Genomic DNA, 26,917 nt, shown 5'->3' with positions numbered 1-26,917 from the left:
CCAATCCGTCCCATATCCATCCCTACAACTGGTTGTATATTGGCCATACGCTGTGGATTCCATGTGGCCAGCCATATCCGCCCCATCCGCCGCCGCCGCCCCATCCGCCGCAGCCACCCCATCCGCCCCATCCGCCATCAGGCTGTGGATACTGGTACACGGTGCAGTACGGTGATTCGTGGAGCAAGCTCGCTGCCAGGACTGGTATATCCATGTACACCCTGAAGGGCGCCAATCCGGCTCATATCCATCCCTACAACTGGCTGTATGCGGGTCACAGGTTGTGGATTCCGTGCGCTCAGCCTTATCCGCCGCATCCGCAGCCGCCTCATCCACCGCATCCGCAGCCGCCCCATCCACCTCAGCCGCCGATGTGCCAGTACTATTACACCGTGCTGCCTGGCGACTCCTGGTACTCGGTCTGCAACAAGACCGGCGTCTCGGTCTCTGCTTTGCAGAACGCCAATCCGAGCAAGGTGCGCCCACCCAACTACTGGCTCTATGCGGGCGAGACACTCTGTATCCCCGGATACGCCTACTAGGTCTGGCCTGTCGGTAGTCAGCGGTCAATTCAGGAAGCCCTGTCGAGTGCAGGGCTTCTTCTTTTTGCCCAGCGGCCTTTCGGTGTTATGATTGCCAGGAACGACAACCTGGAGGCCTGGAGAAAGGGATCGAGGACAAATGACACAACTTCACGGTGTTGAGATCAAAAAGCTGACGACCCACCCCGACGAGCGGGGCTTCTTCCGCGAGGTGATTCGTGCAAGCGATGATTTTTTCGGCGAAGGCTTTGGGCAGTGGAGTCATACGGCGTCCTATCAAGGCGTGGTCAAAGCATGGCACGTCCATCGGAAGCAGGTGGATTGGTGGTATGTAGCGAGTGGGCGGGTAAAGGTTGCCTTGTACGATACACGGGACCGTTCGCCGACATCGGGACAGCTTCAGGAAATCCTGCTTGGCGATGGCCTGGAGCCCTGTGTGTTGAAAGTTCCTCCTGGCGTGGCCCACGGCTATCGGGTGCTCAGTCCCGAGGCCCATCTCTTCTACATCACCAGTCGCACCTATGATCCCGATGACGAGGGCCGCATTTCCCACGACGATCCGCAGATTGGCTATGATTGGACCGCTGGCCCTGCCATCACGTAATTAACGGCCTTCGCAAGCCAGATTTTCGCTGTTCCAGCGCATATTCAATAGGTACGCCCATCGGGTATCGTCTCGATGGGTGTTTTTGTTTGATGATTTTCGAAAATTGCTGTCCAAGTATGACCTAGATCATACAACGGCCTGCAAAATGATGGTAAGCTAGTACCGGTGCCAAGGATTGTGCGTTGGTAAGGATGCTTTTCACAACACTATTTTTAAGTATTGGGTTTTTCGCCTTGATGTCTTTTTTGAATCAAACGCGATGTTCTCGCTTCTGTCTTTACCGGCACGATGCCGGTGGCGGGCGTCAGATACTTTTATATTGTTCCATCGGCGAAGCCTCTGGCCATCGCCCCATAAACCCATCCACAAGGAGTGACGATATGTCAGCAACGACCGCGACCCGGGCATCACCTCCCACGTTCATGCAGGAGGTGATCGCGGCCACCCCGGGAGGTGACCCTAATCTGGCGCTGTGCATCCAGTGTGGCACCTGTGGGGGCTCGTGCCCTTCCGGGCCAGACATGGACCACACGCCTCGCAAGCTCTTCGCCATGATCGAAGCGGGAATGAGGGAAGATGTCCTGCGAAGCAACGCGCCGTGGTACTGCGTGTCCTGCTACTTCTGCACGACCCGGTGCCCCCAGGAGATCCACATCACCGATATCATGTATACGCTGAAGCGCATGGCTATTCAGGAGGGCTATTATCGGGAATCTTCGGCGTCGCTTGCGCCAGATTTCTCGGAGACCTTCATTGACTTTGTGGAGGACTACGGCCGCAGCTTCGAACTGGGCCTTGCCACCCGCTACCACCTTCGCCATCGCCCACTGAATGCTGTAAAATTGGCGACAGGGATGGGACTGAGTATGTTCCTCAAAGGGCGCATGGACTTGACTCCCAACCGCATCGAGAATCTTGATCAGCTCAAGGCAATCCTGGCCAAGGCAAAGGAATTGGGTGCCGCCGAGAAGAATGGTCAGGGAGGTGTATCGTGAAATATGGCTACTATCCCGGTTGCTCTCTGGAAAAGAATGCTGCTGCCTACCACGTCTCTGCCATGGCGGTTGCTGACGCAGTCGGCGTCGACTTTGTCGAGGTGAATGACTGGAACTGCTGCGGCGCTACCGAGTATATGTCGATCGATCTGATACCAGCCTTCGCGTTGATCAGCCGCAATCTGGCCCTGGCTGCTCAATTGGACCTGGAAACCAATGGCGATGGCAAACAGCTGGTAGCTCCCTGCAGCGCCTGTTTTCTGAATCTGAGCAAGGCGGACGAATATCTGGGCAACGATCCACCCCTGGCTGATAAGACCAATCAGGCCCTGGCTGCCGGTGGGCTCTCGTACGAGCCGGGCAGCGTGCTGGTGCGGCATCTGTTGGAGATCTTTGTCAACGACGTCGGCTATGAGGCCATTGCCGAAAAAGTAACCAAGCCACTGTACGACCTGCGAATCGCACCTTACTACGGTTGTCTGATCGTGCGTCCTGGTTTCCACGGCGGTTTCGACGATCCCGAGTATCCGACCACGTTAGATGACTTGATGGTGGCGCTGGGCGCAACGGTGGTCGACTTTCCGGTCAAAGCGCATTGCTGCGGCGGGCATATGACCCAGATCAGCGAGCCTATCGCGCTGGACATCATCAGGCGCCTTCTTAAAAACGCGGCCGACTATGGCGCAGATGCTATTGTCACCCTGTGTCCCATGTGTCAGCTCAATCTGGACGGCTATCAAGACGCTGTCAACAAGGCATTCGGAACCGACTACAAGATTCCCATCCTCTACTTCACGCAGTTGATGGGACTGGCCTTTGGCTTGCCCACGGCCAATCTGGGTTTCGGCAAGGAGATCGTGGATGCGGGTCCCGCGTTGGCGAAAATCGGTGCCGAACCGCCGCCCAAACCGAAGAAAAAGCGCCGGTCGAAGGATGCTCTCCCGCTGCCAAATTCGTTGGAGGAGGGATAAGTCATGAGTGAGGAACGTATCGGTGTATATGTGTGTCACTGTGGCTCGAACATTTCTGACATGGTGGACGTGGAACACGTTTCCGCCTGGGCCGGAGAGGATCTGGCGGAAGATGGCGTGGTCGTTTCACGGGACTACCAGTTCATGTGTTCCAGCCTGGGGCAGGAACTGATCGAGGATGATATCAAGGAGAAGGGATTGAATCGGGTGGTGGTTGCGGCCTGCTCCCCTCACCTTCACGAGGAAACTTTCCGGGGTGCCTGCGACCGAGCCGGTCTCAACCCTTTCCTCTGCGAAATGGTTTCGATCCGGGAGCAGGTCTCCTGGGTTCACACCGACAGAGATATCGCCACAGCCAAGGCTAAGGCCATGATCGCCGGCGGCGTCGAGCGTGTTATCCTGCACGAGCCCCTGGAGCCTCTGATCGTACCAATCCATCCTGCGACGTTGGTCGTTGGTGCTGGTATCGCTGGGATCCAGGCCGCCCTGGAGATTGCCGATAGTGGGCACCATGTCTATCTGGTGGAGCGAGACTCCTCCATCGGCGGACACATGGCCCAGTTCGACAAGACCTTTCCCACCCTGGACTGTTCGGCCTGTATTCTGACCCCAAAGATGGTATCGGCCGGCAACCATGCAAACATCACACTCATGACATGGAGCGAGGTGGAGCAGGTGGACGGTTACGTGGGCAACTTCACAGTAACGGTGAGAAAGCGGGCCCGCTACATCAACGAGGATGTCTGTACAGGCTGCGGCATCTGCATCGAAAAGTGTCCCAAAAGCATTGTGGACGATGAATTCGAGGCAGGTCTTGGCTTCCGTAAGGCAATCTACCGCTCCTTCCCACAGGCGGTACCCAAATATCCGGTCATCGACACGGAAAACTGCATCTACTTCCAGCGAGGTAAGTGCAAGGCGTGTCAGATATTCTGTCCTACCCAGCCCAACTCTATCGATTTCGAACAGCAGGACGAGGTTGTCCAGTTCGAGGTAGGAAATATCATTCTGGCCACCGGCTTCGATCTTTTCGATTGTCGCCGTATTCCCCAGTATGGCTATGGCCGGCTGGCCAATGTCTTCACCAGTATGGAGTTCGAGCGACTGTGCAACGCCGCTGGACCGACAGAAGGCAAAGTGGTTATGCGAGATGGGGTGACGCCGCCCAAATCGGTTGGCATCATCCACTGTGTGGGCAGCCGCGACAAACACTACAACGAACACTGCTCTGTTATCTGTTGCATGCAAAGCCTCAAGTTCGCTCATCTGGTGAAGGAACGTACCGGGGCTGAGGTGTACAACTTCTACATCGACATGCGCACCGCGTTCAAGGATTACGACGAGTTCTACCAAAAGATTCTGGGGGAAGGTGTTCATTTCGTGCGCGGCAAGGTTGCCGAAGTTACCGATGCTGCCCGTCTTCCTGGTGAAGATGACAAGCTGATCGTGCAGGTGGAGGATACTTTCATTGGCAATCAACGCCGTATTCTCCTGGACATGGTTGTGCTATCGGCGGGCCTGGAACCACGCCACGATTCTGCCGAGACCGGCCATACGTTCGGTATCTCTTGCAGTTCCAATGGCTGGTTCATCGAAAAGCACCCCAAGCTCGATCCGGTGTCCACAATGACGGAAGGTGTCTTCATTGCCGGCGCCTGCCAGGGGCCGAAGGACATTCCTGCCAGTGTAGTCCAGGGTGCTGCGGCTTCTGCCCGTGTGTTGGCGCGCATCAACCAGGGGCAGCTGGCACTGGAACCGGTGCGGGCCAGCGTAATCGAGGAACTGTGTTCGGGGTGCCGCATCTGCAACACCATGTGCCCGTACAACGCCATCCTGTTCCTTGAGGACCGAATGGTAACCGAGATCAATCCGGCGCTCTGTCAGGGCTGCGGCACCTGTGTGGCCGCTTGCCCGTCTGGCGCCATCACAGGTACCCAGTTTAGCAACGAGCAGGTCATGGCCCAAATCGAAGGCCTATTGATGCTGGACTTTGAGGGTACTCCAGTGGTCAGGCTTGAGCCTGAGCTGGTACCGGCGTAGGGAGGATATGAACCATGGCTGAACAAAACGGCTTCGAGCCGGTCATCGTTGGCTTCACCTGTAACTGGTGCAGCTACCGGGCGGCTGATCTGGCGGGCATGTCGCGCACCAAATATCCGCCCAATATCCGCCTTATGCGGTTGATGTGCTCCGGAAGATTGGACCCAATCTTTGTTCTGAAGGCATTCACCAGTGGCGCCGATGGCGTACTGATCACGGGGTGCCATCCTGGCGAGTGTCATTACCTGGAACAGAACTACAAAGCCCTTCGACGCTATCACCTGATGGTTAACATGTTGGCACAATTCGGCATCGAGCCTGAGCGGGTGAAGCTGGTGTGGGCAAGCGCGGCCGAAGGTATTCAATTTGCTGAGGAGGTCTCAAAAATGGTTGAGCAAGTGCGGGCCCTTGGGCCGCTCAACTGGCCCGAGGTGATGGCCGACGAGACCAACGGCAGGGTGTCCGCCACGGCAGCAGTCGAGGAGGTGGCAGCATGACCGGGAATGGAAAAAAACCCCAGCTGGCGATGTACTGGGGCGCTGGCTGTGGTGGCTGCGAAATCTCAGTGCTTAACATCGGCGAGCATATCCTGACCGTGGATGCGGTCTTTGACATCGCCTTCTTCCCCTGCATTGCCGACTTCAAGATCGCTGATGTAGAGGGCTATCCCGATGGGTTTATCGATGTTTGCCTCTTCAACGGCGCCATTCGCAACTCGGAAAACGAGGAGATGGCAAGGTTGCTACGCAAAAAGAGCAAGGTGATGGTTGCCTTCGGGTCCTGCGCCTATGAGGGCTGCATCCCGGCGCTCTCCAACCTGACGTCGCGCCGGGCAACGATGGAGACTGTGTATCTGGATAACCCATCCATCGACAATCCCGATGGCATCATCCCTCAACTGCTCACTGAGGTGGGGGAGGGTGAGCTGGAGATTCCCAGTTTCTACAACACGGTGAAATCCCTGGACCAGGTGGTAGATGTGGACTACTTCCTTCCTGGTTGTCCCCCTGAGCCCCATCAGATATGGGCCGTCCTGCAGGTGGTGGTCGCTGCTCTGACTGAAGGCGCACCATTGCCGCCGGCCGGATCGGTGGTGGGAGCCGGCACCCTTGCTGTCTGCGAGGAATGCCCGCTGGAAAAGGATGTGAAGACCATTGCTCGTTTCTACCGGCCCTATGAAATCACACCAGAGCCAAGCCTGTGTCTGCTGGAACAGGGTCTGATGTGCATGGGACCTGCTACCCGCAGCGGCTGTGGTGCCCTGTGCCCCCAGGTGGGCATGGGCTGTCGGGGTTGCTACGGACCGATCGAGGGTGTCGAGGATCAGGGCGCTCGCATGCTGACCGCCATTGCCTCGGTACTCGAAGTGAGCGGCAAACCTGGCGATGACGAGGCCGAGCTGGACCGCAGGGTACAGGAGGCAGTGAACACCATCGTCGATCCGGCCGGTACCTTCTACCGCTTCAGCATGGCCAAATCGATGCTGCGCCGCGTACGAATCAACGGAGGTGGGTCATGACCAAGCGTATCACAATTGACCCCATTACACGACTTGAAGGCCATGGCAAGATCGAGATCTTCCTTGATGAGGCAGGTGACGTCGAGAATGCCTATCTTCAGATCCCCGAGCTGCGCGGTTTCGAGCAGTTCTGTGTCGGTCGCCCGGCGGAGGAGATGCCGCGCATCACCAACCGCATCTGTGGCGTTTGCCCTGAAGCGCACCATATGGCTGCGACCAAGGCCCTGGATGCCTTGTTTGACGTGGAACCCAGCTCCGCAGTGAAAAAGCTGCGGGAGATGTTCTATATGGCCTTCTACGTCACCGACCATACGACCCATTTCTATGCCCTGGGTGGCCCTGACTTCATTCTCGGGCCCGACGCACCGCCTGCGGAGCGCAATATCCTGGGCGTGATCCACAAAGTGGGCGTGGATGTGGGCATGCAGGTCATCAACTGTCGCATGAGAAACCATCATGTCATCAAGATGCTTGGTGGCCGCGGCATACATCCGGTGGCAGGCATGCCGGGTGGTTGGTCGAAATCTATCAACGAGGAGGAACGTGCGGAGATCGAGGAGATCGCTCGCCAGAACGTCGAATTCGCCCTCTTCAGTCTCAAGGCGTTCGACGATCTGGTTTTGGCTAACCAGGATTACGTGGATCTGATCGTTTCCGACGCGTTCACCCATGAGACCTATTACATGGGTACCGTTGACGAGAAGAACCTGGTCAATTTCTACGATGGCTTGATCCGCGTGACCGGTCCTGACGGCAAGGAATTCATCAAGTATCCGGCCAAGGACTACGTTCAGCATATCGCCGAGCGGGTTGAACCCTGGACCTATCTTAAGTTCCCCTATCTCAAGGATGTGGGCTGGAAGGGATTCGTCGATGGCACCGACAGTGGTGTCTACTGCGCAACACCTCTTTCCCGCCTCAATGCATCCAACGGCATGGCAACTTCCCAGGCCCAGGAAGCCTTCGAGCGCTTCTATGAGACACTGGGAAGCAAAAAGACGAAGGGGCGTTATCAGCCCGTTCATTTTCGCCTGGCAACCCATTGGGCTCGCCTGGTGGAACTGCTGTATGCCGCCGAACGCATGTTGGAACTGAGTCAGGATCCGGAGATCACCGATCCGAATATGCGTGTCAACGTCAGCAGCACGCCGACCGAGGGTATTGGTTCTGTTGAGGCGCCGCGCGGTACGTTGACCCATCACTATCAGACCGACGAAAAGGGCATTCTAACCAAGGTGAACCTGATCGTGGGCACCACAAACAACTACGCCCCGATCGCCATGTCGGTCAAGAAGGCGGCGCAGTCGCTGATTACCAGGGGCACAGTGGTGACGGAGGGCATGTTGAACCGGGTGGAGATGGCGTTCCGCAACTACGACCCGTGCATGTCGTGCGCGACCCATTCGCTGCCCGGCCAGATGCCACTGGAGATAACTATTCGGCAGGCCGATGGTGAGGTAGTCGAGCGGGTGAGCCAGTATACGGACTGAAACCCGCCTATGAAAACGTTGATAGTCGGCCTTGGCAATCCCATTCTCACCGACGATGGTGTCGGTGTGAAGGTTGCCTACCGTTTGCAGGAGTGCCTGGCAGGCAGGGTTCCTAACGGCCTTTCCATCGTGGAGGCCTGTGTGGGCGGCCTTCGTCTCATGGAGTTGATGATCGGCTACGATCGGGTCATCCTGATCGACGCCATGACCCATGGCGACGTTGCGCCAGGCACCGTGCAAAGGCTCACACTGGACGACTTGCGCGCCATCAGTCCGACGCAACATAGCGCGTCGGCGCACGATACTACACTCATCACGGCCCTTGCTGCTGGCAGGCAAATGGGGCTTTCACTGCCAGATGAGGTGGTCATCTACGGCGTTGCCGTCGAAAACGTGATCGACTTCGGCGATCAACCTACGCCGGCGGTGGACAAAGTCATTCCGGAGGTGACTCAGGCTGTGCTCGCCGAGATAGCCGTAATGGAAACAGAAGGACTATCGATCAAGGGATGATCGATAGTCCTGACCGGGACTCGGTGTAAACGCCGCGTGGTCCTGGTAAGTCAAGCAAGGAGACCCTTATGATCTCACCTGAAATTATCCGGCGATATCCCATTTTCGCAGGGTTCAGCCATGAACAGATCGTCATTCTGGCCGATTCCGGAGCCATACAGTCTGTCGAAGAAGGCTATCGCTTTTTCGAGGAGGGGGACAAGCTGGATACCGTCTATCTTGTCCAGGAAGGGGAGGTTGCCATCGTGATGGCGTTGCCGGATGCCAGTGCTTCTCAACCGGTTGCGGGCCAACTCACCGGTGAGATAGTCACCCGGGACGCCGTGATGAGCACCGATGGACCGGGAACGATGTTTGGCTGGTCGGGCTTCGTTCCGCCTTTCGACGCCTCAGCCGGCGCCGTAGCGATGAGCCCGTCAACCGTGATTGTCTTCGACGCTGCCCGGCTGCGCCAGGCTTTCGAGGAGGATTGCGCGTTTGGTTTTGCGATGATGGAAAAGCTGGTCCAGATCGCCAAAAATCGGCTCATGGACATTCACATGGAGACCCTGGCCTTCATCTCCGATTGAAACTTTGGTTGCGGAGTCGCCAGTTCTTCTCGTGAGCGTTGTCGGTTTTTCAGAAGCCAAATCTGGCGCGAATTGCACGAATCTGCAGCAATTTCTGGCCTGAATTCGTGGTAATACGTGTCGTTCGTGGCTGAAAAACCGGGCAATGCTTTGCTACTCAGGCGCGACGCAACTGGTCCCCAAAATCAAGCCGCTTTGAATAAGAGTCTGGTCCAACGACTACCTGGAGCCGGATAAGCAAGTGCATTGCACCTTGTGCCTGAGCAGTTACGAAACGGGTAGGATTCTCTGCAACGTGCTTGCTGGATGACCTTCCGGCAGGCACGTTTTTCGTGGGGAATGTCAGAGCATGATGGAGGCTTTTCTTAGAAAACCTTACAATATGGGTGGTCCCGTCCAGAATTTCGCCACAATGTCGTATAATATAGCAAGGAAGTATTGCGCTACTCCCTTGTTTTGTGACGTCCCAATCACATCCGGTTGAAGGCTTGACGAGGAGGAAAAGCGAAATCCCGACCTCTGCCCGTTTCCCCGGCAGAAAGTGAGAAGTTTATTTTGCCCTTACCACCTTTTTTCATGGTTCTGGGCGTCGATTTTCTTTGGTCCCCTGAAAGGAGCCCATGATGTTAGACAGGTCTCGTTCGAAAAGAATCGGCACAAAAATGTCGCGCGGGCCGCGCCTTGTTGTGGCGACCCTGTTGGCCTTGACTTTGATCGTTGCTGCCTTGCCTTCGCTGGCGGCCACTCCGCCGGAGCCAACCTACTGGATTGCTGTTGTAGACGGTGACCCTGGGGAGTGGGACCTTGATGATGATTTTTTCGCAGACATGCATAAAGCCGGCAATCCCGACAAGCCAGTACTCTCAAAGCTCTATGTGCGCTACGATTGTGCCACGGAGACGGGCTACGTGCTGGTACTGCCCGAGCCTGGTATCGCTATCGAGGCCTATCACACTGGCGGCGAACACTACGTGAAGGTGGATGGCAACCAGCTGGTGAGCAACCTGGACGGCAACGATGGCACCCCGCCCGATTTCGCCTATATCGGTTATTTTGATCCTACACCCACTAACCCCCCGTATGAACCACCTGATGCGACCGCAGATGGCTGGGAAGCATCATTCGTTCTGGCACCTGGCAACTACAACACTCTCAATGTCCATACCCAGGTAGACGATGGGTCGCCCAATCAGACCTCCGCAGTGGAGGGCCGGTCCATCAATTTGGTGATGGGTTGTGAGCTGGGTTCCATCGGTGACTATGTCTGGCACGACGACAATCGCGACATGGAGGAGGATATCGGTACCGAGGATCCCATTCCCGGCGTCGAGGTCCGTCTCCTTATGGATCTGGGCAGCAACAACTACCAGGTGATCAAAACCGATGTCACCGATGTCAACGGATACTACCTCTTCAGTTACCTGGAAGCAGGCGACTACATTGTGGATGTCAACGAGCAGGATCTGTATCCCTACTTCGGCGGGCCGTTTGTGCTGACGACTGCCAACGAGCCATACCCCTATTCGTTGGCTGCAGGCGAGCATCATCGGGAGGCTGATTTCGGCTACGACGATGACGAGGGTGTCGTGGAGGTGGGGGACTGGGTCTGGTATGACATCAATTCCAACGGTGCACAAGACGACGGTGATCCGGACGAGGTGGGAATCCGCTGTGTCTCCGTGTGGCTGTACGATGAAGGTGGGTCCTTCATGGAAGCGACCAATACGGACAGCTTTGGCAACTACTACTTCAAGAGCCTGGATCCCAATTCGGCTGATAAGCATTACACAACACTTGTCTACGCTGACGATCCTGACATCGAAGGATTCATCAGTGCCTACAACGGTAGTGGGTTCCCGACCTGCTCAATCGATGATGGCACGCCGCCGGCCTCCTTAACGAGAGTCTACTCGACAGGCCCCACCCGTCAGGACGCTGTCGAACTTGCTGCGGGTGGGCTTGACTACACCCTGGACTTTCCGTTCTCAGATGCGCCGCTGGCGGTAGCGATGGCTCAGTTCGAAGCTGTGGCTGAGGGCAATGTAGTGTCGGTGAGCTGGGAAACGGTGAGCGAGGTGGACAACGTCGGTTTCAACCTTTACCGCAGCGACGCGGCCGGCGCACCGTCTGAGCTGTTGGCGTTCGTGCCTTCGGCCGCTCCGGGTGGACAGGGCGCCTTCTACCGGTGGCAGGACGCCGGGGTAAGCGCCGGCAATAGCTACTACTACTGGCTGGAGGATGTGGATGTTACCGGGGCTACAGGTTTGCACGGGCCGGTGAGCGTGGATCTGATGGCGCCGACGGCGGTGGCATTGAGCGGGCTCGATGCCAGTCCGGCCGCGGTGCCTGCGGCCGCGGTGCCTGCGACGGCGGCAGGTCTTGTACTACTGGCCGGCGCCCTTGCCGCCTGGCGCCGGCGCAGGTAGACAAACTTTGGCCCCGGGCATTGGATTGATACATTGCCCGGCAAATCAAGCATGGTGTGGCTGCTCCCGGTTGGCATTGGCTGGCCGGGAGCGGGGACGCGGGGACGCGGGGACGCGGGGACGCGGCGACACGGGGACGCGGGGACGCGGGGACGCGGGGACGCGGGGACACGGGGACGCGGCGACACGGGGACGCGGGGACATGGGGACACGGGGACACGGGGACGCGGGGGCCATTCGTGAAATCGCGACCCTATTGGTAGATGCCCTCTGCAACCATTGACAGGAGCCTGGGCGGGGAGTATAATCGGCCTGAGCAAACCGGGGAACCGATTTTCTGGTTGGCAAGGAGACTGTTGTGCAAGCATTCACTCTGTATACCACTGCCGCCGTGCTGTTCGTGCTCGGCCTGATGGCCATTGGCGGGGCAACGTTCGGGCGGGATAAAAACCGTCGTATCCTCTTGGCCGTGTTGGGTTTGATCTGTTGGGGGCTTACCCTGCTGTTGTACGGCATGGCCGCAGCCCAACCTGTCGTAACCGAAACCCCGACACCGGCTGTGGCCGAGGTGGCTGCGACACCTACGCCTCTGCCGGCGGCCTCACCCGAGGCCGTCGTCGAGCCGAGCGAAGAGGTCGGGCAGGAAAAAGCAACGCCTGAGCCACTGCCTGACTTTCCGGGGCGGATCGTCTTTCATTCGGACCGCACCGGGCGGCTGGAGATCTGGGCGATGAACGCCGATGGCAGCGATCTGCAGCAGCTGACCGATTCCCCGGGACGAGATTTGGAACCTGATTGGTCGCCCGACGGCCAGACTATCCTGTTTTCGTCGGGCCGCGATGATGCGGACAACGTCCAGCTCTATGTGATGGACGCCGACGGCAGCAACCAGCGTCGTCTGATGAGCTTGATGCCATCCGACCAGCTGGGTGCCCGCTGGTCACCGAACGGAGAATGGCTGCTCTTTTACAGCAATATGCTGGTGGAAGGCTCTCCCCGTTTCGAAGTGTACAAGGTCCGCAAGGATGGCAGCGAGCTCGAAAATATCAGCAATCATCCCGGCAACAATCTGCGGCCAGATTGGTCACCCGACGGCGAACGAATCCTCTTTTTTTCGGAGCGCGATGGCAATCCGGAGCTCTACGTCATGAACGCGGATGGTAGCAATCAGGTCCGCCTGACCGACAATCCTGCCGATGACAAACGTCCCCGTTGGTCTCCTGATGGAGAGACAATTCTCTTTGAGAGTAACCGGGATGGCAACAAGAATCTCTATGTGATGGATGCACCCAGCGTGGCCGTCGCTGGTCCCATGGAGGAGAGCGTTCGCCTGCTCACTTTCCCCGCCGTCAACGACGAAGCGGCAAACTGGGCCATGGATGGCGACATGATTGTGATGAGTTCTGATCGGGATAGCGATGTAATGGTCAACTGGGATATCTATCTGTTGAGCGCCGACGGCTCCGAGGTTTACCGGTTAACCAACGACGGGGAGTCGGATCGTTACCCGGACTGGACCGCGGATTAATTGTCAATTGCCAATGGGGAAATCAACCTGACGGCTGGCTGGCTGTGACCGTGGGACTGTCGGAACTGTCGCTGCTGGCGCCACGATTGCGCCACCAAAGCACGCCCCCGGGCAGGCTGCCCATGATGATGATAAAGGACATGAGCACGCTGACCGCCACGGCCTGTATTTCGGGGACACCTACCAGCCCATAGAAGAAGGGGTAAGCTCCCTGGATGACGCCGTGACCGCCCACGCTGATCGGCACCAGAAGCACCAGGGCAATCAGGGGATTGAACAATAGCACGTAGAGGAAGGGTACCCCGCCGCCGGTCGCCTGGAAGAGCAGCCAGTTGACGATATTGGCCGACATCAGGCCAGTCAGGGCGATACCGAAGGCCAGCACCAGCGATCCGGAGTGGGTGCGGTAGGCGTCGAACGCGTCCGAGACACCCTGGTAGAGCGGGGCAAAAGGTGCCAGCAAAGGGAACTGGAAGAGACGACCAACCTGTGTTCGAAGGCGACGACTCAGCAAGACTGCCAGAGCGGCAGCGATTGCTATCAGGGCGACGATTGCCAGGTAAAACAGCCAGCGGAGATTGGAATAGCCCATCACAGTGACGATTATCACCGCCATAACGGCAGCGGTACTCATATAGGCAATCAAGCCGATAATTCGATCAACCACCACCGACACGGCAGCTTCGGCAGTGCGATCGGTGTAGCGGGCCATGCCATAGCCTCGCATTACGTCACCACCGATATTGGCGGGAAAGACGTTGTTGAAGAAGACCCCTACCCACATATATTGAAGGACCGCTCTGAATGGGACCATCACTTCCTGGGCCCGGAGCAGTACATACCACTTGACGCCGTTGATTGCGATTGCGATCAGATAAAAGAGCAGCGCCAGCAAAACCAGCCAGGGGTTGGCGTGCAGCAGGCTGGTCGCAACGGCCTGTAGATCAACCTTTGAGAAAACATACGCGATCAACCCGAAGGTGATCGCGATCTTAGCGATGGTGAAGACTCGGTCTCTCAAAGCGCTTCAGCTCCAATCAACCGTTTGTCTGTTGCTGCTGTTGTGTTGTCGTAAGCACTATGGGACGTTCTTCCCCATTGCCATTGCCATTCCCGTCAGCGTCCTTACGCAACTCCTGAACGTTCTGTTTTTGTGAATAGGCCATATCCCAGACCACGTGACGTTCGCGTTTAATCGCGAAGTCGTACCAGCCAAGAAAGCGGCTAAACCCCTCCAGGATCCCCAACAATCCGATGCTATAAACGAGCTGAACAGCTCCCCAGACTTCCCGGAAAGCAATCCTGGCGACCCGTTTATTCTGCAGGCTGGACACCTGGTGTCCATACTTGTCCTGGAGAAAGAGATGCCCGGCATGGTTTCGCCGGCGTTGACGGACAAAATCGCTGATCGTGTCGGGGCCTGTGTTGTAGACCACTGCATCGGGCGAATAAATGACACGCAATCCATTCTTGACGACGATCGCTTCCACAAAGGCTTCGTCCATCGCAACGTCGGGAGGAATGTGGTCCAGGACGCGACGGAAAGCGATCATCTCTCCGAGGCGGGGAATATCCATGCACAGTTCGTGCTCCATTCGCAGTCTCAGGTGCGTGAACAGTCCCACCAGGTGATCGGGTGTGTTGACGGGAATCTTATGTGCGCCGGTCATTCCCACGGTCGGATCCTCGAAGACGCGTACCAGGTTTTCGACAGCATATTCCTGCGGAAGGGTATCGCCGCTTTCCAGCACCAGAATGTCCTGGCTGGCGGCTTCCAGGAAAAGGTTGATCGCCGAAGTCTTTCCCCGCCGTTCAGGTTGTTCGATCAGCCTGATACGCGGATCTTTTTTCTGGTAGGACTTGATGATCGGGACCGTGTTATCGGTGCAACCACTTGCAACGATGATGATCTCCGAAATCGTCACCTGATGCAAATGCTGATCAATCATGGCCTCCAGAAGGGGGCCAATATTATCCTGTTCGTTGTATGCCGTAATTCCTACGCTGCAGCACAAGTTCGGCGGTTGACTGCTCAAATGGTTACCTCGATACAAGGTTTTTTCGCACTTCCGCTGCCACTTCAGCATATTCGGCGTGGCGGCCTGTACGTTTTTTCGAGTAAATCAGCTTGTCGTCCAGCATGACCTCGAACTTCCCTCCATCACTGGGAACGATGGCAAGCTCGGTGATCTGGAATTCGAAGTCCCTCAACAGTTCTTCCGCCATCCTGGCGACTTTTGAGGTATAGTGTCAGACTGCGCAGTATTCTATTTCAATTCGCAAGGTCACAGCCTCCTCGAAAATGCCTTCTCTGTAATTGTCAGATTATGCCACAGTTGACGCGGAAAGACCAAAATAGAGCAAATCGGCAATGGTGACCCCCTTGTTGTCGGAGGAATGTCGGACAATCGTCGGATAGCGCCGTGCAACGTATGCTAGAATCAGAGCAAGAGAAAGAAGCGGTTTTCCTTTTCGCTGAAATGTGATAAGATGGGGTGGCCGGAACTCCTTCATCCGCCTCCACTCCGTCCCCTACGCAGGAGGACCAACAATGCGCATCGTTCGCGTGATAAGCCTATTCATAGCCATTTTGTTGTTTCTGGGCGTATTCGTGGCGCCAACCGGGGCCCAGGACAAGCGCCTTTATTGGGATGCCTACGACGTCGATATCACCATTTCGCCCGATGGTACGTTTCGGGTTGTCGAGACACAGGATCTGAGGTTCACCGAAGGCACCTTCCAGTTCGGTGTACGTACTATTCCCACCGACTATGTGACCAGCATCACCGACGTGTCTGTAAGTGAGCTTGACGGCCCGGTTTATAGCGAGTCGAACAGTGGCGATCCCTATACCTACAGCGTTGAGCAGAACAGCGACGAGATCAATATCCGTTATAACTTCCCCCCAAACGATGTTGGCAAGGTAATGGTGGTCGAATACACCGTCGACGGCGGACTGCTCTACTACGAGGGCGGCGACCAACTGGTCTGGAAGGGGGTGCCATCAAACGCTACAATCCCAATTGAGAACGCATCGGTGACCGTCCACCTGCCGCCAGGCGCGACGTTGGACAATTGGGATGCCACCGGTCCTCCAGGTATTGCCGAGGTCTCCGATGATGGGCGCAGCGTTTATTTTGAGACAACCTCCAGTATGAGAGGTGGTCCTGACTTCGCGGTCCGGTTGCAGTGGCCTCATGGGGTTGTCGAGGGGGCGCCGCCGCCATGGCAGGAAGCCATAGACCGGCAGGAAGCGTACCTGGACCAGCAGGAGAAGATTGCGGATATCGTGGGGATCGGTGTTCTCGCACTAAGTGCCATGATTTTGATCGGCGGCCTGCTGGGGTTATATCTGCTCTGGTACACGGCTGGCCGCGATGCACCTGTCAAACTGCCGGCGGAGTGGATCCCCGAACCTCCCGGCGACCTGCCGGCCGGCATGGTTGGTACCCTGGTCGACGAGCAGGCCGAAACGAAAGACATAATCGCAACCCTGGTCGACCTGGCACGGCGGGGGGTGCTGGCAATCGAAGAGGTCAAGGAACCGGGCACCCTGGGAATAGGCGAGAAAAGAGATTTCATCTACCACCTGGAAGACCGCTCGTTGCCCATGCGTGAATACGAGTTCAGGCTCGTCAGCAAACTCTTCGGCAAGGAGACGGAAAAGAAGCTATCCGATCTCAAAAACAAGTTCTACACGAGCATGCCGGGACTTCAAAAGGACCTCTACGAAGCTACCGTCGAAGAAGGGCACTTCGCCTCAAGTCCGGAAAAGGTCCGCAGTAGCTATGCAGGCCTGGGAATAGCCGCGCTGGTTCTGGCAGGGATTGCCGGATGCGTCTCGATGACTCTCTTGAGTCAATTTACAGGGTTCACCTTTTGTCTGCCTCTGGCCCTGGGTATTCCGGCCATTGGCCTGATCATTCTTGCCCGTTATATGCCGCGGAAAACCGAAGAGGGTTCTGAAGAGGCTGCCAAATGGCTGGCCTTCAGACGTTACATGGAGGATATCGAGAAGTACACTGATCTTGCGGAAGCCAAAGAGATCTTCGATCGCTACCTGCCCTATGCCATTGTTTTCGATCTCGAGGATAGCTGGATGCGCAAGTTCGCCAAAGTTGAGACAGCGCCTCCTCCCTGGTACTATCCGGGACCCTATGTGGGCCCGAGGCCACGCGATTATGACTGGTGGATGCCCACTACTACCTCGTCCGGTGGCGGAAAGCCCCCTGGCAGCGGTGCTCCGGTGCCCACTGGCGGCGCCATGAGTCCTCCCAGCATGGGAGACCTCTCTCGCGGGATGGGCAGCTCGCTGTCCGGCTTGAGTGCCGGGCTCGGCTCCATGCTTTCCACAGCTTCAAGCACCCTTACCAGCCGTCCGGCGCCCAAATCGTCGGGACGGGGTAGCTGGAGCAGCAGTGGTGGTGGCTGGAGTGGCGGCGGCGGCTTCGGCGGCGGCGGCTTCAGCGGCGGTGGCGGCTTCAGCGGCGGTGGTGGTGGCGGAAGCTCCTTCGGTTAGGTGATCGGTATTCGGTATTCGGTTATCAGTTGCGATTGGGCGCTCTTCCGATATCGGATTACTGATTACTGGTCAAGGATAACTGCTTCGGCGGTCTGGATAACGGCAGAAGATCGGCCTTCTGCGCAATATCGGTTAATTAACTTGATGGCAGGATCGTTTGCCTGCAATAGTCAGGAGGTGTGTATGGGCGGATCAGGCCGCATTGTCGGCATTGTTCTGATGGTCATCGGTCTGGCGGTGATCCTGATTGCGGGCGTTCTTATGATTGCTCAGGTCGGTGGCGAAGAGAACACGGTGAGCGGCGCTGTCCTGGGGATGGCGATTGCAATCCTGTGTATCGCAGCGCCCCTGATCGGCGTTGGCATCTATCTTTTCATGAAGGGCACTCAGGAGCAAACTGAGCTGGCCGAAGTTGAAAAGGAACGAGAGCTGCTCAACATTGTGCTTGCGCGAGGAGAGGTGACTATCGCCGACCTGGTGTTCGAGCTGAAAAGCAGTCGCTCTGAGGTCAAGGCCATGATCCACGATCTGGTGGGCAAGGGCTTGTTCAGCGGTTATATCAACTGGGAGGAAGGTGTTCTTTATTCCAAGCAGGCGGGGGACATGCGGGAAACGCAGAAGTGTCCCAACTGTGGCGGCGAACAGGCATATGCCGGCAAAGGGGTCATCGTCTGCCCATACTGTGGAAGTGAACTCTTCCTGGCAACTTGAGAAGTTTGAACTGAAAGGAGAAAACTAGGAGATGGACGAACTGGTAGACAAAGCCAAGAGCCAGATGGATCTGGTGGAGGATGTGGTAAGCGGTGTTCCCGGTATCAAGGGCTACAAGGAGAAGGAATTGCGCCGCGAGAGCGACTATGAGGTGCGCAAGCTCCTGGCCAGGCGGCTGGATGAACAGAAGGGTCGCCTTGATGGTATCATGGTTGAGCTGACCAATAGCGGCCAGCTCCTGGTGCTTGGCGATCTGGATCGGGCGGGGAAAAAGCTTCAGCTTCTGACAGACCGCATCCGAACCGCCAGCTATGGCTACGCTCCCCTCTTCGACTCGGTGAGAGTCAAGGAGGCCCAACTCGATGCCCTGGCCGAATTTGATGACAATCTCTTCCAGGATGTGGATCGCGTTGCCAAGATCATCGACAATCTGACAACCCTGTCGGGCCGACCCGACCCGGAGTGGAAGGAAGCCAGTTGGGCGCTCAGTTCTGTGCTCGATAACATGAACATTGCCTACAACCGTCGCGACGAGGTGATCTTGCAGTCTATCGATAGCGAATGACCCACCCCAACCGCGACTACGATATCCGCCGGGAAAAGAGATCGTCGGGCCGAAACCCCGATGCCAGAGGTGTAGGTGTAGAGGTATAAGGAGAAAACCCAATGCCAAGGATAATTGACGTAATCGAAGCCCCCGATCAGGGGCCGAACGAGATGGTCGTGCGCATTCCCGAGTATGGTTCGGGGGACTTTCGCATGGGCTCGCAGGTAATCGTGCGTGAGAGCCAGACGGCCGTCTTCTATCGTGATGGCAAGGCACTGGACATGTTTGATCCAGGCAGACACACGATCACTACCGCAAATCTACCGCTCGTGTCCTCGCTGCTTGGGCTGGCCACCAGCGGTGCTACGATTTTCACAGCCGAAGTCTATTTTGTCAACCGGCGCGACTTTCTTGATCTAAAATGGGGTACTCCGGAACCGATAGCGCTACGGGACCCTGATCTTGGTCTCGCGCGGCTGCGGGCATTCGGCACCTACTCCATCGCGATCAAAGATCCTCAACTCTTTGTCAACAAGATTGTGGGCACCCAGGGGATATATCAGACAAACCAGATTCAGAATTTCCTTCGCAGCATCATCATAGCGGCCCTGACAGATGTCCTGGGTGAGCTGGGAAAGGGCCTGTTCGATCTGCCCGCGCTGTTCGATGAGATCTCGGCCGCTGTGCGGGTGAAGGTTGAAGATGATTTCAATCTGCTGGGCATCCAGATGAAGCAGTTCTTCATCCAGTCCATCAGTCCCACCAAGGAGACCCAGGAGGCCATCGATAAGCGCGCTGCCATGGGTGCGGTTGGCGCTCAGAGTTTCATCGAGTATCAGACCGGTTTGGCTATCGAGGCGTTGGGAATGGCCGAGGGCGGTGGCGAAGGTGGCGGTGCTGCCAGCGCCGGCCTTGGCCTGGGTGCCGGCGTCGGCGTGGGTGCCGGCATGGCAGGGGCTATCGCCGAGGCCATGAGGGCTTCATCACAGCCACAGCAGGCGGCCCCCGCAGCTGCGCCTGCCAGTCCGCAGACAGTGGAGGAAGTTCAGGCCCTGCTGGATAGCCTGGACTTGCGCCTGGCCAATGGTGAAATCAGCGAGGGTCTATATGACAAGCTGACTGCCAAATGGCAGCAGCGGCTCGACGACACGAACGGGTAAAGTACCGCCCGACGACCCACTATCAGATTAAGAAGCGGGCAGCCCCATGGCTGCCCGCTTTTTTGGAGAACAATCGCAGGCAGACTATTGGAGAAGTCTGAAAGATTTTGAAGGTTCCGAAAAGTTCGGAATCCAGGCAATTCCACCAAGAGAATTACTAAGGAGCAGTTGCGTTTCCGCTATATAGAAATCCTGGACGATCTGATCGATGCCCTACTGGATCTGCGCCAGATCGACAGTGCGCTGGGCCGGGCTAAACAACTGCTGGACCACGATCCGCTGCACGAAGCGGCCTATCGTCGACTCATGAAGGTGTACGCCGTGCAGGGCAATCGCCCGGCAGCGGTGCGGGTCTACCATGCCTGCGCCTCGATCCTGCAGAAGGAGTTGGGCGTTGAACCCTCGCCAAACACAGGTGGTTCAAACAGCACCCCTCCCCGTTGGTGACGGCGCAGCATAGGTCGCCAGGGTTTCCAGATAATGGTATGGCAATCCTATGTCAAAACGTCGCCCATCCATGATCAAGCCAAGGAAACCATCTTCCTGGCGCAGCCTGTCCAGCGTCGACGTCAGCTGAAACTCTCCCCGCTCACGGACGTTGTGGGCTACGTGCTCCTCCAGATAATCAAATATCTTGGGCTTGATGATATATTGGCCAAAAACCGTCAGGTACTCATCGTCGGGCAAGCCCGGGACTCTCAGATACTGGCGCGCGTAGTCCAGGTTGGGTTTTTCGGCAAATTCGGTGACGCTGAGCAGGCGGTTATCTTCCAGCCAGACACCTGCCACGGTGCCAAAGCTGGCAATATCCTTTTCAGGTGTACGGCGAAGCCCCAGAATGCTCGTACCATGTTGCTGGTAGGCATCCATCAACTGGCGGGCGCAAGAGGCTTTACCCTGGGAACGGTAAATGTGGTCACCGAGCATCAGGAGGAAGGGTTCATCGCCGATGGCCTCGCGGGCACAATAGACGGCGTGGCCAAAACCCTGTTGGGTAGTCTGAACGGCGAAGGTTACCCTGCGACCGATATCGAGAATCCGGCGAGCATAATCCTGAAAGTGACTCGGCAACTTGTTGAAGTTCTCGATGGACACCTGTTGGTTGAAAAAGTCTTCGAATTCCGGCAGGTCGTCCTCCTGGACGATAATGATGACCTCTTCAATGCCTGCCTCCAACGCTTCTTCGACGATCAGCAGGATAGCCGGTTTGGCGATACCATCCTCGTCGATGATCGGGAACAGTTCCTTTTTGGCTGCCTTCGTAGCTGGAAAGAGGCGAGTACCGAAGCCGGCTGCCGGGATCAGCGCCTTGCGCACCTGTTGCCCTGGTTTGAGTGTCAGAGGCAGGGCTTCCATGGCCAGGTCGCTCTTGAGAATCTCGATGACTGCCTGCTGATCGGCCTTGCTTCGCGCCATGAATTGAGCGGTGCCATCCCCCTGCGACCCAACTCCTTTGCCACCCCAGATGTGGGGCTTGAGGGGCTCATATGCCAGAACCTTGTGCAATACCGGGGCAGTCAGTTCTTCCGGGCAGGCGGGGGTGGCATAACGGTCGAAGAATGCCTGGCTCTCGACCATCAGCTCTCCCAGGTGTTGGGCATCTGAATTGACCAGTCGGTCCATGGCCTGTTGGACTATCCGTTTGTTGATGGGACCAAGCAACTCCTGGACCCCTTTTTCGACATCGTTTTCAGCAAAGGGATAACAGCGGTTCAGGCGATTGAGGATTTCCATGGTGTCCTTGGCTGCGTCGAGGTCGACGATGACGAAATGCAGATCGTCGTCTACCAGGAGTTCCTTGGTTTCCAACCGGTCTCCATCAAATACCATCAGAACGGGACGATTGCCGAAGGCACAGCCCTGATCCATTCGTCCGCAACGGGATGGCGTGGTGATCTCACCCAGATAGGCCATCTCCATCTCCCCCCGCACTGTCAGCTTCAGATCGTACACCCGGTTGAAGGCGCGGGCAGCCATCACACAGATCGCTGCGCTGGAGGAGAGCCCCTTTTTCATCGGAAGATCGGTCTTGTAGTTGTCGATCGCGAGGCCGCGTACGTGGTAATGGGTTAACATCTGGTAGGCAACGCCAGCAATGTAGCTCCAGAAGCCGCCTGCCTGGGCCTCTTCCAGCAAGGCCTGGGACTCCATGGGAATTTCGTACGGCCCGACTCGCTGGCCATCGGGCTGGGTAGCTGACAAGACCAGGGAGGTTGGATGGGACTCTGCCTCAGCGTAGATTCCCTGGTCGGTGCCTGCAATGAGGGTGAAGCCTTGTTCGATATCGGCGTTGATGCGCCGGTAGCCACCAGCCCAATCAGAATGCTCGCCGAACATGCAGATGCGTCCTGGTACAAAAAGTTTCATTGCGGGTGTTTCCTCAGTCTCCTCGGGAGTGTGGAATGCTATTCCACAAGGGGGATAGGCTGGTTGTGGGTCTGGAAGGCATAGAGCTTATCACAGCGGTTGCACAAGGCGTTCTCATCCTTCATCATCCTGACGATGACTTCTGTGTGCTGCGGGCCCATCCAGATATCTGCGAGGGGGCGATCGCTAGTATTACCCAGGATTACCTCATGTCCATAGTCTGCGCAACAGAGCACAACATCTCCGCCGGCGGTGATGCACATCGTGAAAAAGGGCTTGGGACAGATTCGTTCCTGGCGTTGCAAACGCTCCAGTTGGTAGTCGTTCTGCGCTGGCAAGTTGCCTGCCCGATTCCAGGCGGGGCTGACGTGAACGATGGCGCCGAGATCCTGCCAATACTCTGTGAACTGCTGAACCTCCTGCGTATTGTACTGCATCTCTACCATGCTTACAACGATGCTTAATCGTCGCCCGCGATTGCCCTCAAGCAGTTTCTGAGTACCAGCCACAATGCGGTCGAAATCAAGACTGCTCTCCAGAAGATCAAAGCTGTTGGCTGTCCGTGCGTTGACGCTGATCTGGATGATGTCGAGCCTGGATGCCAGAATCCGCTCGACGCGTGCATCGGTCAGCAACGACCCATTGGTGACCATGTAAAGGCGCGTGAGGGGCAATCGTCCTTTGGCCGAATCGACCAGGTCCAGCAACCGGCGGTCGAGCAGTGGTTCGTTGAAGAGGGAAACAAGCAGCGTATCCAGCGGCCTGTCCCAGGAGGAGCACTCATCGATGATCTTTTGCCAAAGCTCAAGCGGCATCAAGTGCCGGATTTTGCGATCCTCGGAAACGCCTGTTGGGCACATGACACAGGTTGCGTTGCAACCGGTAACCGTTTGGATCTGCAATGCCCGGGGATATGAGGCGGAAAAACCGAGACCGATTCCCATGGATACTCCTGAGATGTCAGAATGTCGGAATAGCAGAATAGCAGAATGTCGGAATGTCAAAACCTGAACCGTGACATATTGACATAATGAATAACATAATCCACTAACCGGAGGTGTTCGCTGGCGGCAGGTGAATGGCGATCGTGCATAGGTCGTCCCCCTGCAATACGCTGCTCAAGATATCGACCTTCACCGGTTGCTGGAGAATGTCCTCCCAGATGCCCTGATAGAAACCTGCGCCGCAGTAACAGTAGGTGACAGGCAACATCTCGCCCATAGCAACCCCATCTCTGACGCGGGGGCAATGGCAATAGAGCTGTCGCCGTTTTTCGGGGTCCGGCTCGTTGAAGTAGTCTTCCAGAAATCCACTCTTGGGGATCTTGGTAGCGACAATCGTGTCGCCGTCTTTATTACCTGCCAATCCCCACCCGCGTTCGACCACCGTCTGGATCAGGCTCTCATCCAACTGCAATGTGTTTCGAAGGAACAGCTCGAACTTGTCCTGAAGCATCTGATGCACCCTGTCGATCTCCCCTGTCCTGGCGTAGACTTCCCGCTCAGCCTGTAGATCTGCGGTGGGATAGCGACAGGCACAGCTGGCCATGATGGTCTGGGCAACTCCAGGATCCAGCAGGGCGTCGAGTTTCTCCATAGCCTGGCGAGACCAGTCGATAACCTCTTCGCGGTTTGAATCCCTGGTGAGTTCCTGGCAGCCCTGCATGACGCGGACACGGATTGCCCGGCCGGCCTCCCTGTCGAGGGAAGCGGACAGTTTTTTCTGCCAATTCTGTTCAAAATCAAATGTCTCAGCCATGTTAGAGTTCCCAGCGTAGCGAATGTTTCGGATCTCGGTGTATTATATCACAAGGGCCAGGTCCCGGTGGTTCGGCGAGGATGGATCCATTTTCACATGATCAATACCTCTCGAGTCAGATTCTTGCACACTGGGCAAGGAAATCATCCGCGAACCTAACAAGGATGTACCGCAGCAATGTCCCGAGCCTGTCGAGGGGCACTGTCCTGCCCACTCCGCTGACGCTCCGGGGTGGTTCCCCAAGGGCACCTCCTCACGGAGCGCTTGCTACCTAGCTCACACCTCTCGGTGGCCTTACCTAGCTAGCTCACGCACCGTCTGCTGACGTCTCGCACCGCTTGCTAGCGTCACGGTACGCCTAGCTCACGCACCGCCTGCTACCTCACGGTACGCCTGCTGGCGTGGCGTGCTGGCGTGCTAGGCCGCATCGTCTAGCTCACGCATCGTCTAGCTCACGCATCGTCTAGCTCACGCATCGTCTAGCTCACGCATCGTCTAGCTCACGCATCGTCTGCTGACGTGCTGACGTGCTGACGTGCTGCCGTAGCGTGACGGTGAGCGTAGCCGAAGGGTGGACGCAGATCAATCCAAACAAGATCAGAGAGAATCTGCGCCGGAGGCCTGCGAAAATCTGCGGAGAAATCAGAGAAAAATCATAACCGCTGATCAGATATCAGAAAAGATCAGCGGGAATCTTCGACGTAGGACTGCGAAAATCAGCGTTCCTCTGGCTTGTCCAGGTCAGAGAGACCATCCAACCGAAACGGGGTAGCCTCCTGCAGTGATTCTGCAGAGGGCTAGATGAGTGCCTTCGTCTCAACTGCAGCACTGGCTAATCCCAGGAACTCAGCAACCGAAAGGCTGCCCCTGCGCTCGCCGGTCCTCAACCGAAGATTGACCTGACCCGCTTCCTGCTCCCTGTCGCCGATGACCAGCATGTAGGGGATCTTCTGAAGCTGGGCATCGCGCACCTTGGCGTTCATGCGGTCGTTGCTGTCAAAGACCTGAACCCGCAGTCTGGCCTCGCGCAGGGTTTCGGCAACTTCGTGGCTGAATTCGTTGTTGCGATCGGTGATGGGGATTACTGCGACCTGGACAGGCTGCAGCCAAACAGGGAAAGCGCCGCCGTAGTGCTCGATCAACACGGCGAAAAAGCGCTCCATGCTGCCCAGCAGGGCCCGATGGATCATATAGGGGCGGTGCCGTTCGCCGTCCTCGCCGATGAAGTGAAGGTCGAAGCGCTCCGGCAGGTTGAAATCAAACTGAATGGTGCTGAGTTGCCATTCCCGGCCCAGCGCATCCAGCATTTTCAGGTCAATCTTGGGCCCGTAGAATACACCCTCGCCGGGATCGATCTGGTAATCGATATTGGCCCGTTGAAGGGCGGCCTCCAGGGCGGCCTCGGCTAGGTCCCAGGTCTCTACCGCCCCCACGGCCTTTTCCGGCCTGGTGCTCAGATAGGCATTGAACTCGGTGAAGCCAAAGCTGCGCAGAATGTGCAGGCAGAAGTTGAGTACCCGATCGATCTCTTCGGGCATCTGGTCGGGGCGGCAGAAGATATGGGCATCGTCCTGGGTGAAGCCTCGCACACGGGCCAGGCCATGCAGTACGCCGCTGCGCTCAAAGCGGTATACCGTACCCCATTCGGCCATGCGGACAGGCAAGTCGCGATAGCTGCGCACGCCGCTGTCGAAGATGTTGACGTGGAAGGGGCAGTTCATCGGTTTCAGGTAATAGGCCTGGCCCTCGATCTCAATGGGCGCGTACATGTTCTCGGCGTAAAAGTCCAGGTGTCCGCTGGTCTCCCAAAGCTTGGCCTTGCCAATATGCGGCGTGTTGACAAAGACGTAGCCGTTGTCCAGGTGTTCCTTTTTGACGAAGTCCTCAGCGATGTGGCGCATCAGCGCGCCATTGGGATGCCAGAGGATCAGACCGCCGCCAACGTCGTCGGAGTCGGTGCTAAACAGGTCGAGTTGTTTGCCAACGCGGCGATGGTCGCGCTTTTTGGCCTCCTCCAGACGGTTCAGGTAAGCTTTCAGTTGCTTCTTGTTCTTCCAGGCGGTGCCGTAGATGCGCTGGAGCATGGGCCGATTCTCGTCACCCCGCCAGTACGCACCTGCCACGTTCATCAGCTTGAATCCATCAGCCGGGATCTGACCGCTGTGTTCCAGATGGGGTCCGCGGCAAAGATCCTCGAAGGTGTCTTGTTTGTAGGTGCTGATGACCGGGGCCTCGTCGAGCGGCTCGCCGTACTCGTCGAGTCCTCCCGCTTCCAGCCCCTCGATCAGTTCGATCTTGTAGGGCTGGTCCGCAAACAGATCCCTGGCCTCGTCTGCGGTCACCTCGCGGTAGGCGAATTCGTGTCGGCCGCCGATGATCTGGCGCATGCGTTTTTCGATCCACTGGAGATCGTCGGGCGTGAAGGTGCGGGTCGAACCATCGGCATCCTGCCCCAGATCGAAGTCGTAGTAGAAGCCATTCTCGATGGGCGGGCCGATGGCGACCTTGGCCTCGGGATAGCGGTCCAGCACGGCCTCGGCCATGACGTGGGCCGCGCTGTGCCTGAGCCTGTAAAGCTCGTCCTGTTGCAGATCGTTTGGTTTTTTAGCCATGATACCTTGCTCCGATTGACATAGAATCCGACGGATACCA

Annotated in this window: 23 protein-coding genes and 1 pseudogene; 17 read left to right on the top strand and 7 right to left on the bottom strand. The window is 57.0% G+C overall.

What is annotated here, in order from left to right:
• The 12 genes from U9R25_05435 to U9R25_05380 form a co-directional block, all read left to right on the top strand.
• On the top strand, nucleotides 1-542 hold a 542-nt coding region (locus U9R25_05435; GenBank protein ID MEA3335331.1), incomplete at its 5' end, for a LysM peptidoglycan-binding domain-containing protein.
• A gap of 139 nt (nucleotides 543-681) precedes the next feature.
• The gene (locus U9R25_05430; protein MEA3335330.1) at nucleotides 682-1,146 is read left to right on the top strand and encodes a dTDP-4-dehydrorhamnose 3,5-epimerase family protein; all 465 of its coding nucleotides are present in this window, start codon (nucleotides 682-684) and stop codon (nucleotides 1,144-1,146) included.
• A gap of 383 nt (nucleotides 1,147-1,529) precedes the next feature.
• The gene (locus tag U9R25_05425) at nucleotides 1,530-2,144 is read left to right on the top strand and encodes a 4Fe-4S dicluster domain-containing protein (GenBank protein ID MEA3335329.1); all 615 of its coding nucleotides are present in this window, start codon (nucleotides 1,530-1,532) and stop codon (nucleotides 2,142-2,144) included.
• Nucleotides 2,141-3,115, top strand: a complete 975-nt coding sequence (locus tag U9R25_05420; protein ID MEA3335328.1) for a CoB--CoM heterodisulfide reductase iron-sulfur subunit B family protein — start codon at nucleotides 2,141-2,143, stop codon at nucleotides 3,113-3,115. Before U9R25_05425 ends, U9R25_05420 begins: the two co-directional genes overlap by 4 nt.
• A 3-nt stretch (nucleotides 3,116-3,118) precedes the next feature.
• Nucleotides 3,119-5,155, top strand: coding sequence for a CoB--CoM heterodisulfide reductase iron-sulfur subunit A family protein (locus U9R25_05415; protein MEA3335327.1), 2,037 nt, complete (start codon nucleotides 3,119-3,121; stop codon nucleotides 5,153-5,155).
• A gap of 14 nt (nucleotides 5,156-5,169) precedes the next feature.
• Nucleotides 5,170-5,652: a hydrogenase iron-sulfur subunit gene (locus U9R25_05410; GenBank protein MEA3335326.1), complete on the top strand. Its 483-nt coding sequence runs from the start codon at nucleotides 5,170-5,172 to the stop codon at nucleotides 5,650-5,652.
• A complete protein-coding gene (locus U9R25_05405; protein MEA3335325.1) occupies nucleotides 5,649-6,674 on the top strand; it encodes an oxidoreductase in 1,026 nt (341 codons plus the stop codon). The genes U9R25_05410 and U9R25_05405 overlap by 4 nt, the downstream gene beginning before the upstream one ends.
• Entirely contained in the window at nucleotides 6,671-8,164 is a 1,494-nt protein-coding gene (locus U9R25_05400) for a Ni/Fe hydrogenase subunit alpha (GenBank protein ID MEA3335324.1), read from the top strand. The genes U9R25_05405 and U9R25_05400 overlap by 4 nt, the downstream gene beginning before the upstream one ends.
• Nucleotides 8,165-8,173: 9 nt before the next feature.
• Nucleotides 8,174-8,677 (top strand): hydrogenase maturation protease, encoded by a 504-nt coding sequence (locus U9R25_05395; protein ID MEA3335323.1) that lies wholly within the window; start codon nucleotides 8,174-8,176, stop codon nucleotides 8,675-8,677.
• Nucleotides 8,678-8,745: 68 nt separating this feature from the next.
• Nucleotides 8,746-9,246: a Crp/Fnr family transcriptional regulator gene (locus U9R25_05390; protein MEA3335322.1), complete on the top strand. Its 501-nt coding sequence runs from the start codon at nucleotides 8,746-8,748 to the stop codon at nucleotides 9,244-9,246.
• Between the two features lie 662 nt (nucleotides 9,247-9,908).
• Complete coding sequence (locus tag U9R25_05385) at nucleotides 9,909-11,672, top strand: SdrD B-like domain-containing protein (GenBank protein ID MEA3335321.1); 1,764 nt, start codon at nucleotides 9,909-9,911, stop codon at nucleotides 11,670-11,672.
• A gap of 358 nt (nucleotides 11,673-12,030) precedes the next feature.
• Nucleotides 12,031-13,200: a DUF5050 domain-containing protein gene (locus U9R25_05380; protein ID MEA3335320.1), complete on the top strand. Its 1,170-nt coding sequence runs from the start codon at nucleotides 12,031-12,033 to the stop codon at nucleotides 13,198-13,200.
• A gap of 22 nt (nucleotides 13,201-13,222) precedes the next feature.
• On the opposite strand, the gene U9R25_05375 is transcribed toward U9R25_05380, so the two are convergent.
• From U9R25_05375 to U9R25_05365, 3 genes and pseudogenes are all read right to left on the bottom strand, one after another.
• Complete coding sequence (locus U9R25_05375; protein ID MEA3335319.1) at nucleotides 13,223-14,221, bottom strand: lysylphosphatidylglycerol synthase transmembrane domain-containing protein; 999 nt, start codon at nucleotides 14,219-14,221, stop codon at nucleotides 13,223-13,225.
• Nucleotides 14,222-14,237: 16 nt separating this feature from the next.
• Nucleotides 14,238-15,287 (bottom strand): glycosyltransferase, encoded by a 1,050-nt coding sequence (locus U9R25_05370; protein MEA3335318.1) that lies wholly within the window; start codon nucleotides 15,285-15,287, stop codon nucleotides 14,238-14,240.
• Nucleotides 15,241-15,435 (bottom strand): annotated as a pseudogene (locus U9R25_05365) (Rdx family protein). The gene U9R25_05370 and the pseudogene U9R25_05365 overlap by 47 nt, the downstream one beginning before the upstream one ends.
• 316 nt (nucleotides 15,436-15,751) lie before the next feature.
• On the opposite strand from U9R25_05365, the gene U9R25_05360 reads away from it, so the two are divergent.
• The 5 genes from U9R25_05360 to U9R25_05340 all read left to right on the top strand — a co-directional run bounded on the left by U9R25_05360 (nucleotide 15,752) and on the right by U9R25_05340 (nucleotide 20,587).
• Nucleotides 15,752-17,719: a DUF2207 domain-containing protein gene (locus U9R25_05360; protein ID MEA3335317.1), complete on the top strand. Its 1,968-nt coding sequence runs from the start codon at nucleotides 15,752-15,754 to the stop codon at nucleotides 17,717-17,719.
• A 186-nt stretch (nucleotides 17,720-17,905) separates the two neighbouring features.
• A complete protein-coding gene (locus tag U9R25_05355; GenBank protein ID MEA3335316.1) occupies nucleotides 17,906-18,433 on the top strand; it encodes a hypothetical protein in 528 nt (175 codons plus the stop codon).
• A 31-nt stretch (nucleotides 18,434-18,464) separates the two neighbouring features.
• Nucleotides 18,465-18,998 (top strand): hypothetical protein, encoded by a 534-nt coding sequence (locus U9R25_05350; protein MEA3335315.1) that lies wholly within the window; start codon nucleotides 18,465-18,467, stop codon nucleotides 18,996-18,998.
• A gap of 101 nt (nucleotides 18,999-19,099) precedes the next feature.
• On the top strand, nucleotides 19,100-20,140 hold the full coding sequence (locus U9R25_05345) for an SPFH domain-containing protein (GenBank protein ID MEA3335314.1): 1,041 nt from the start codon (nucleotides 19,100-19,102) through the stop codon (nucleotides 20,138-20,140).
• Nucleotides 20,141-20,308: 168 nt separating this feature from the next.
• The gene (locus U9R25_05340) at nucleotides 20,309-20,587 is read left to right on the top strand and encodes a bacterial transcriptional activator domain-containing protein (GenBank protein MEA3335313.1); all 279 of its coding nucleotides are present in this window, start codon (nucleotides 20,309-20,311) and stop codon (nucleotides 20,585-20,587) included.
• On the opposite strand, the gene U9R25_05335 is transcribed toward U9R25_05340, so the two are convergent.
• The 4 genes from U9R25_05335 to thrS form a co-directional block, all read right to left on the bottom strand.
• The gene (locus U9R25_05335) at nucleotides 20,561-22,507 is read right to left on the bottom strand and encodes a sugar phosphate nucleotidyltransferase (GenBank protein ID MEA3335312.1); all 1,947 of its coding nucleotides are present in this window, start codon (nucleotides 22,505-22,507) and stop codon (nucleotides 20,561-20,563) included. The genes U9R25_05340 and U9R25_05335 overlap by 27 nt on opposite strands.
• 38 nt (nucleotides 22,508-22,545) lie before the next feature.
• A complete protein-coding gene (locus U9R25_05330; GenBank protein MEA3335311.1) occupies nucleotides 22,546-23,451 on the bottom strand; it encodes an SPASM domain-containing protein in 906 nt (301 codons plus the stop codon).
• A gap of 103 nt (nucleotides 23,452-23,554) precedes the next feature.
• Nucleotides 23,555-24,265, bottom strand: coding sequence for a hypothetical protein (locus U9R25_05325; protein ID MEA3335310.1), 711 nt, complete (start codon nucleotides 24,263-24,265; stop codon nucleotides 23,555-23,557).
• A 797-nt stretch (nucleotides 24,266-25,062) separates the two neighbouring features.
• Nucleotides 25,063-26,877 (bottom strand): threonine--tRNA ligase, encoded by a 1,815-nt coding sequence (gene thrS, locus U9R25_05320; GenBank protein ID MEA3335309.1) that lies wholly within the window; start codon nucleotides 26,875-26,877, stop codon nucleotides 25,063-25,065.
• Nucleotides 26,878-26,917: the final 40 nt, after the last annotated feature.

The sequence above is a fragment of the Chloroflexota bacterium genome (genome assembly GCA_034717495.1).
Taxonomy (GTDB): Bacteria; Chloroflexota; Anaerolineae; order JAAEKA01; family JAAEKA01; genus JAYELL01.
Note: the sequence above shows the minus strand (reverse complement) of the source record. Positions and strands in the feature narration are given on the sequence as shown.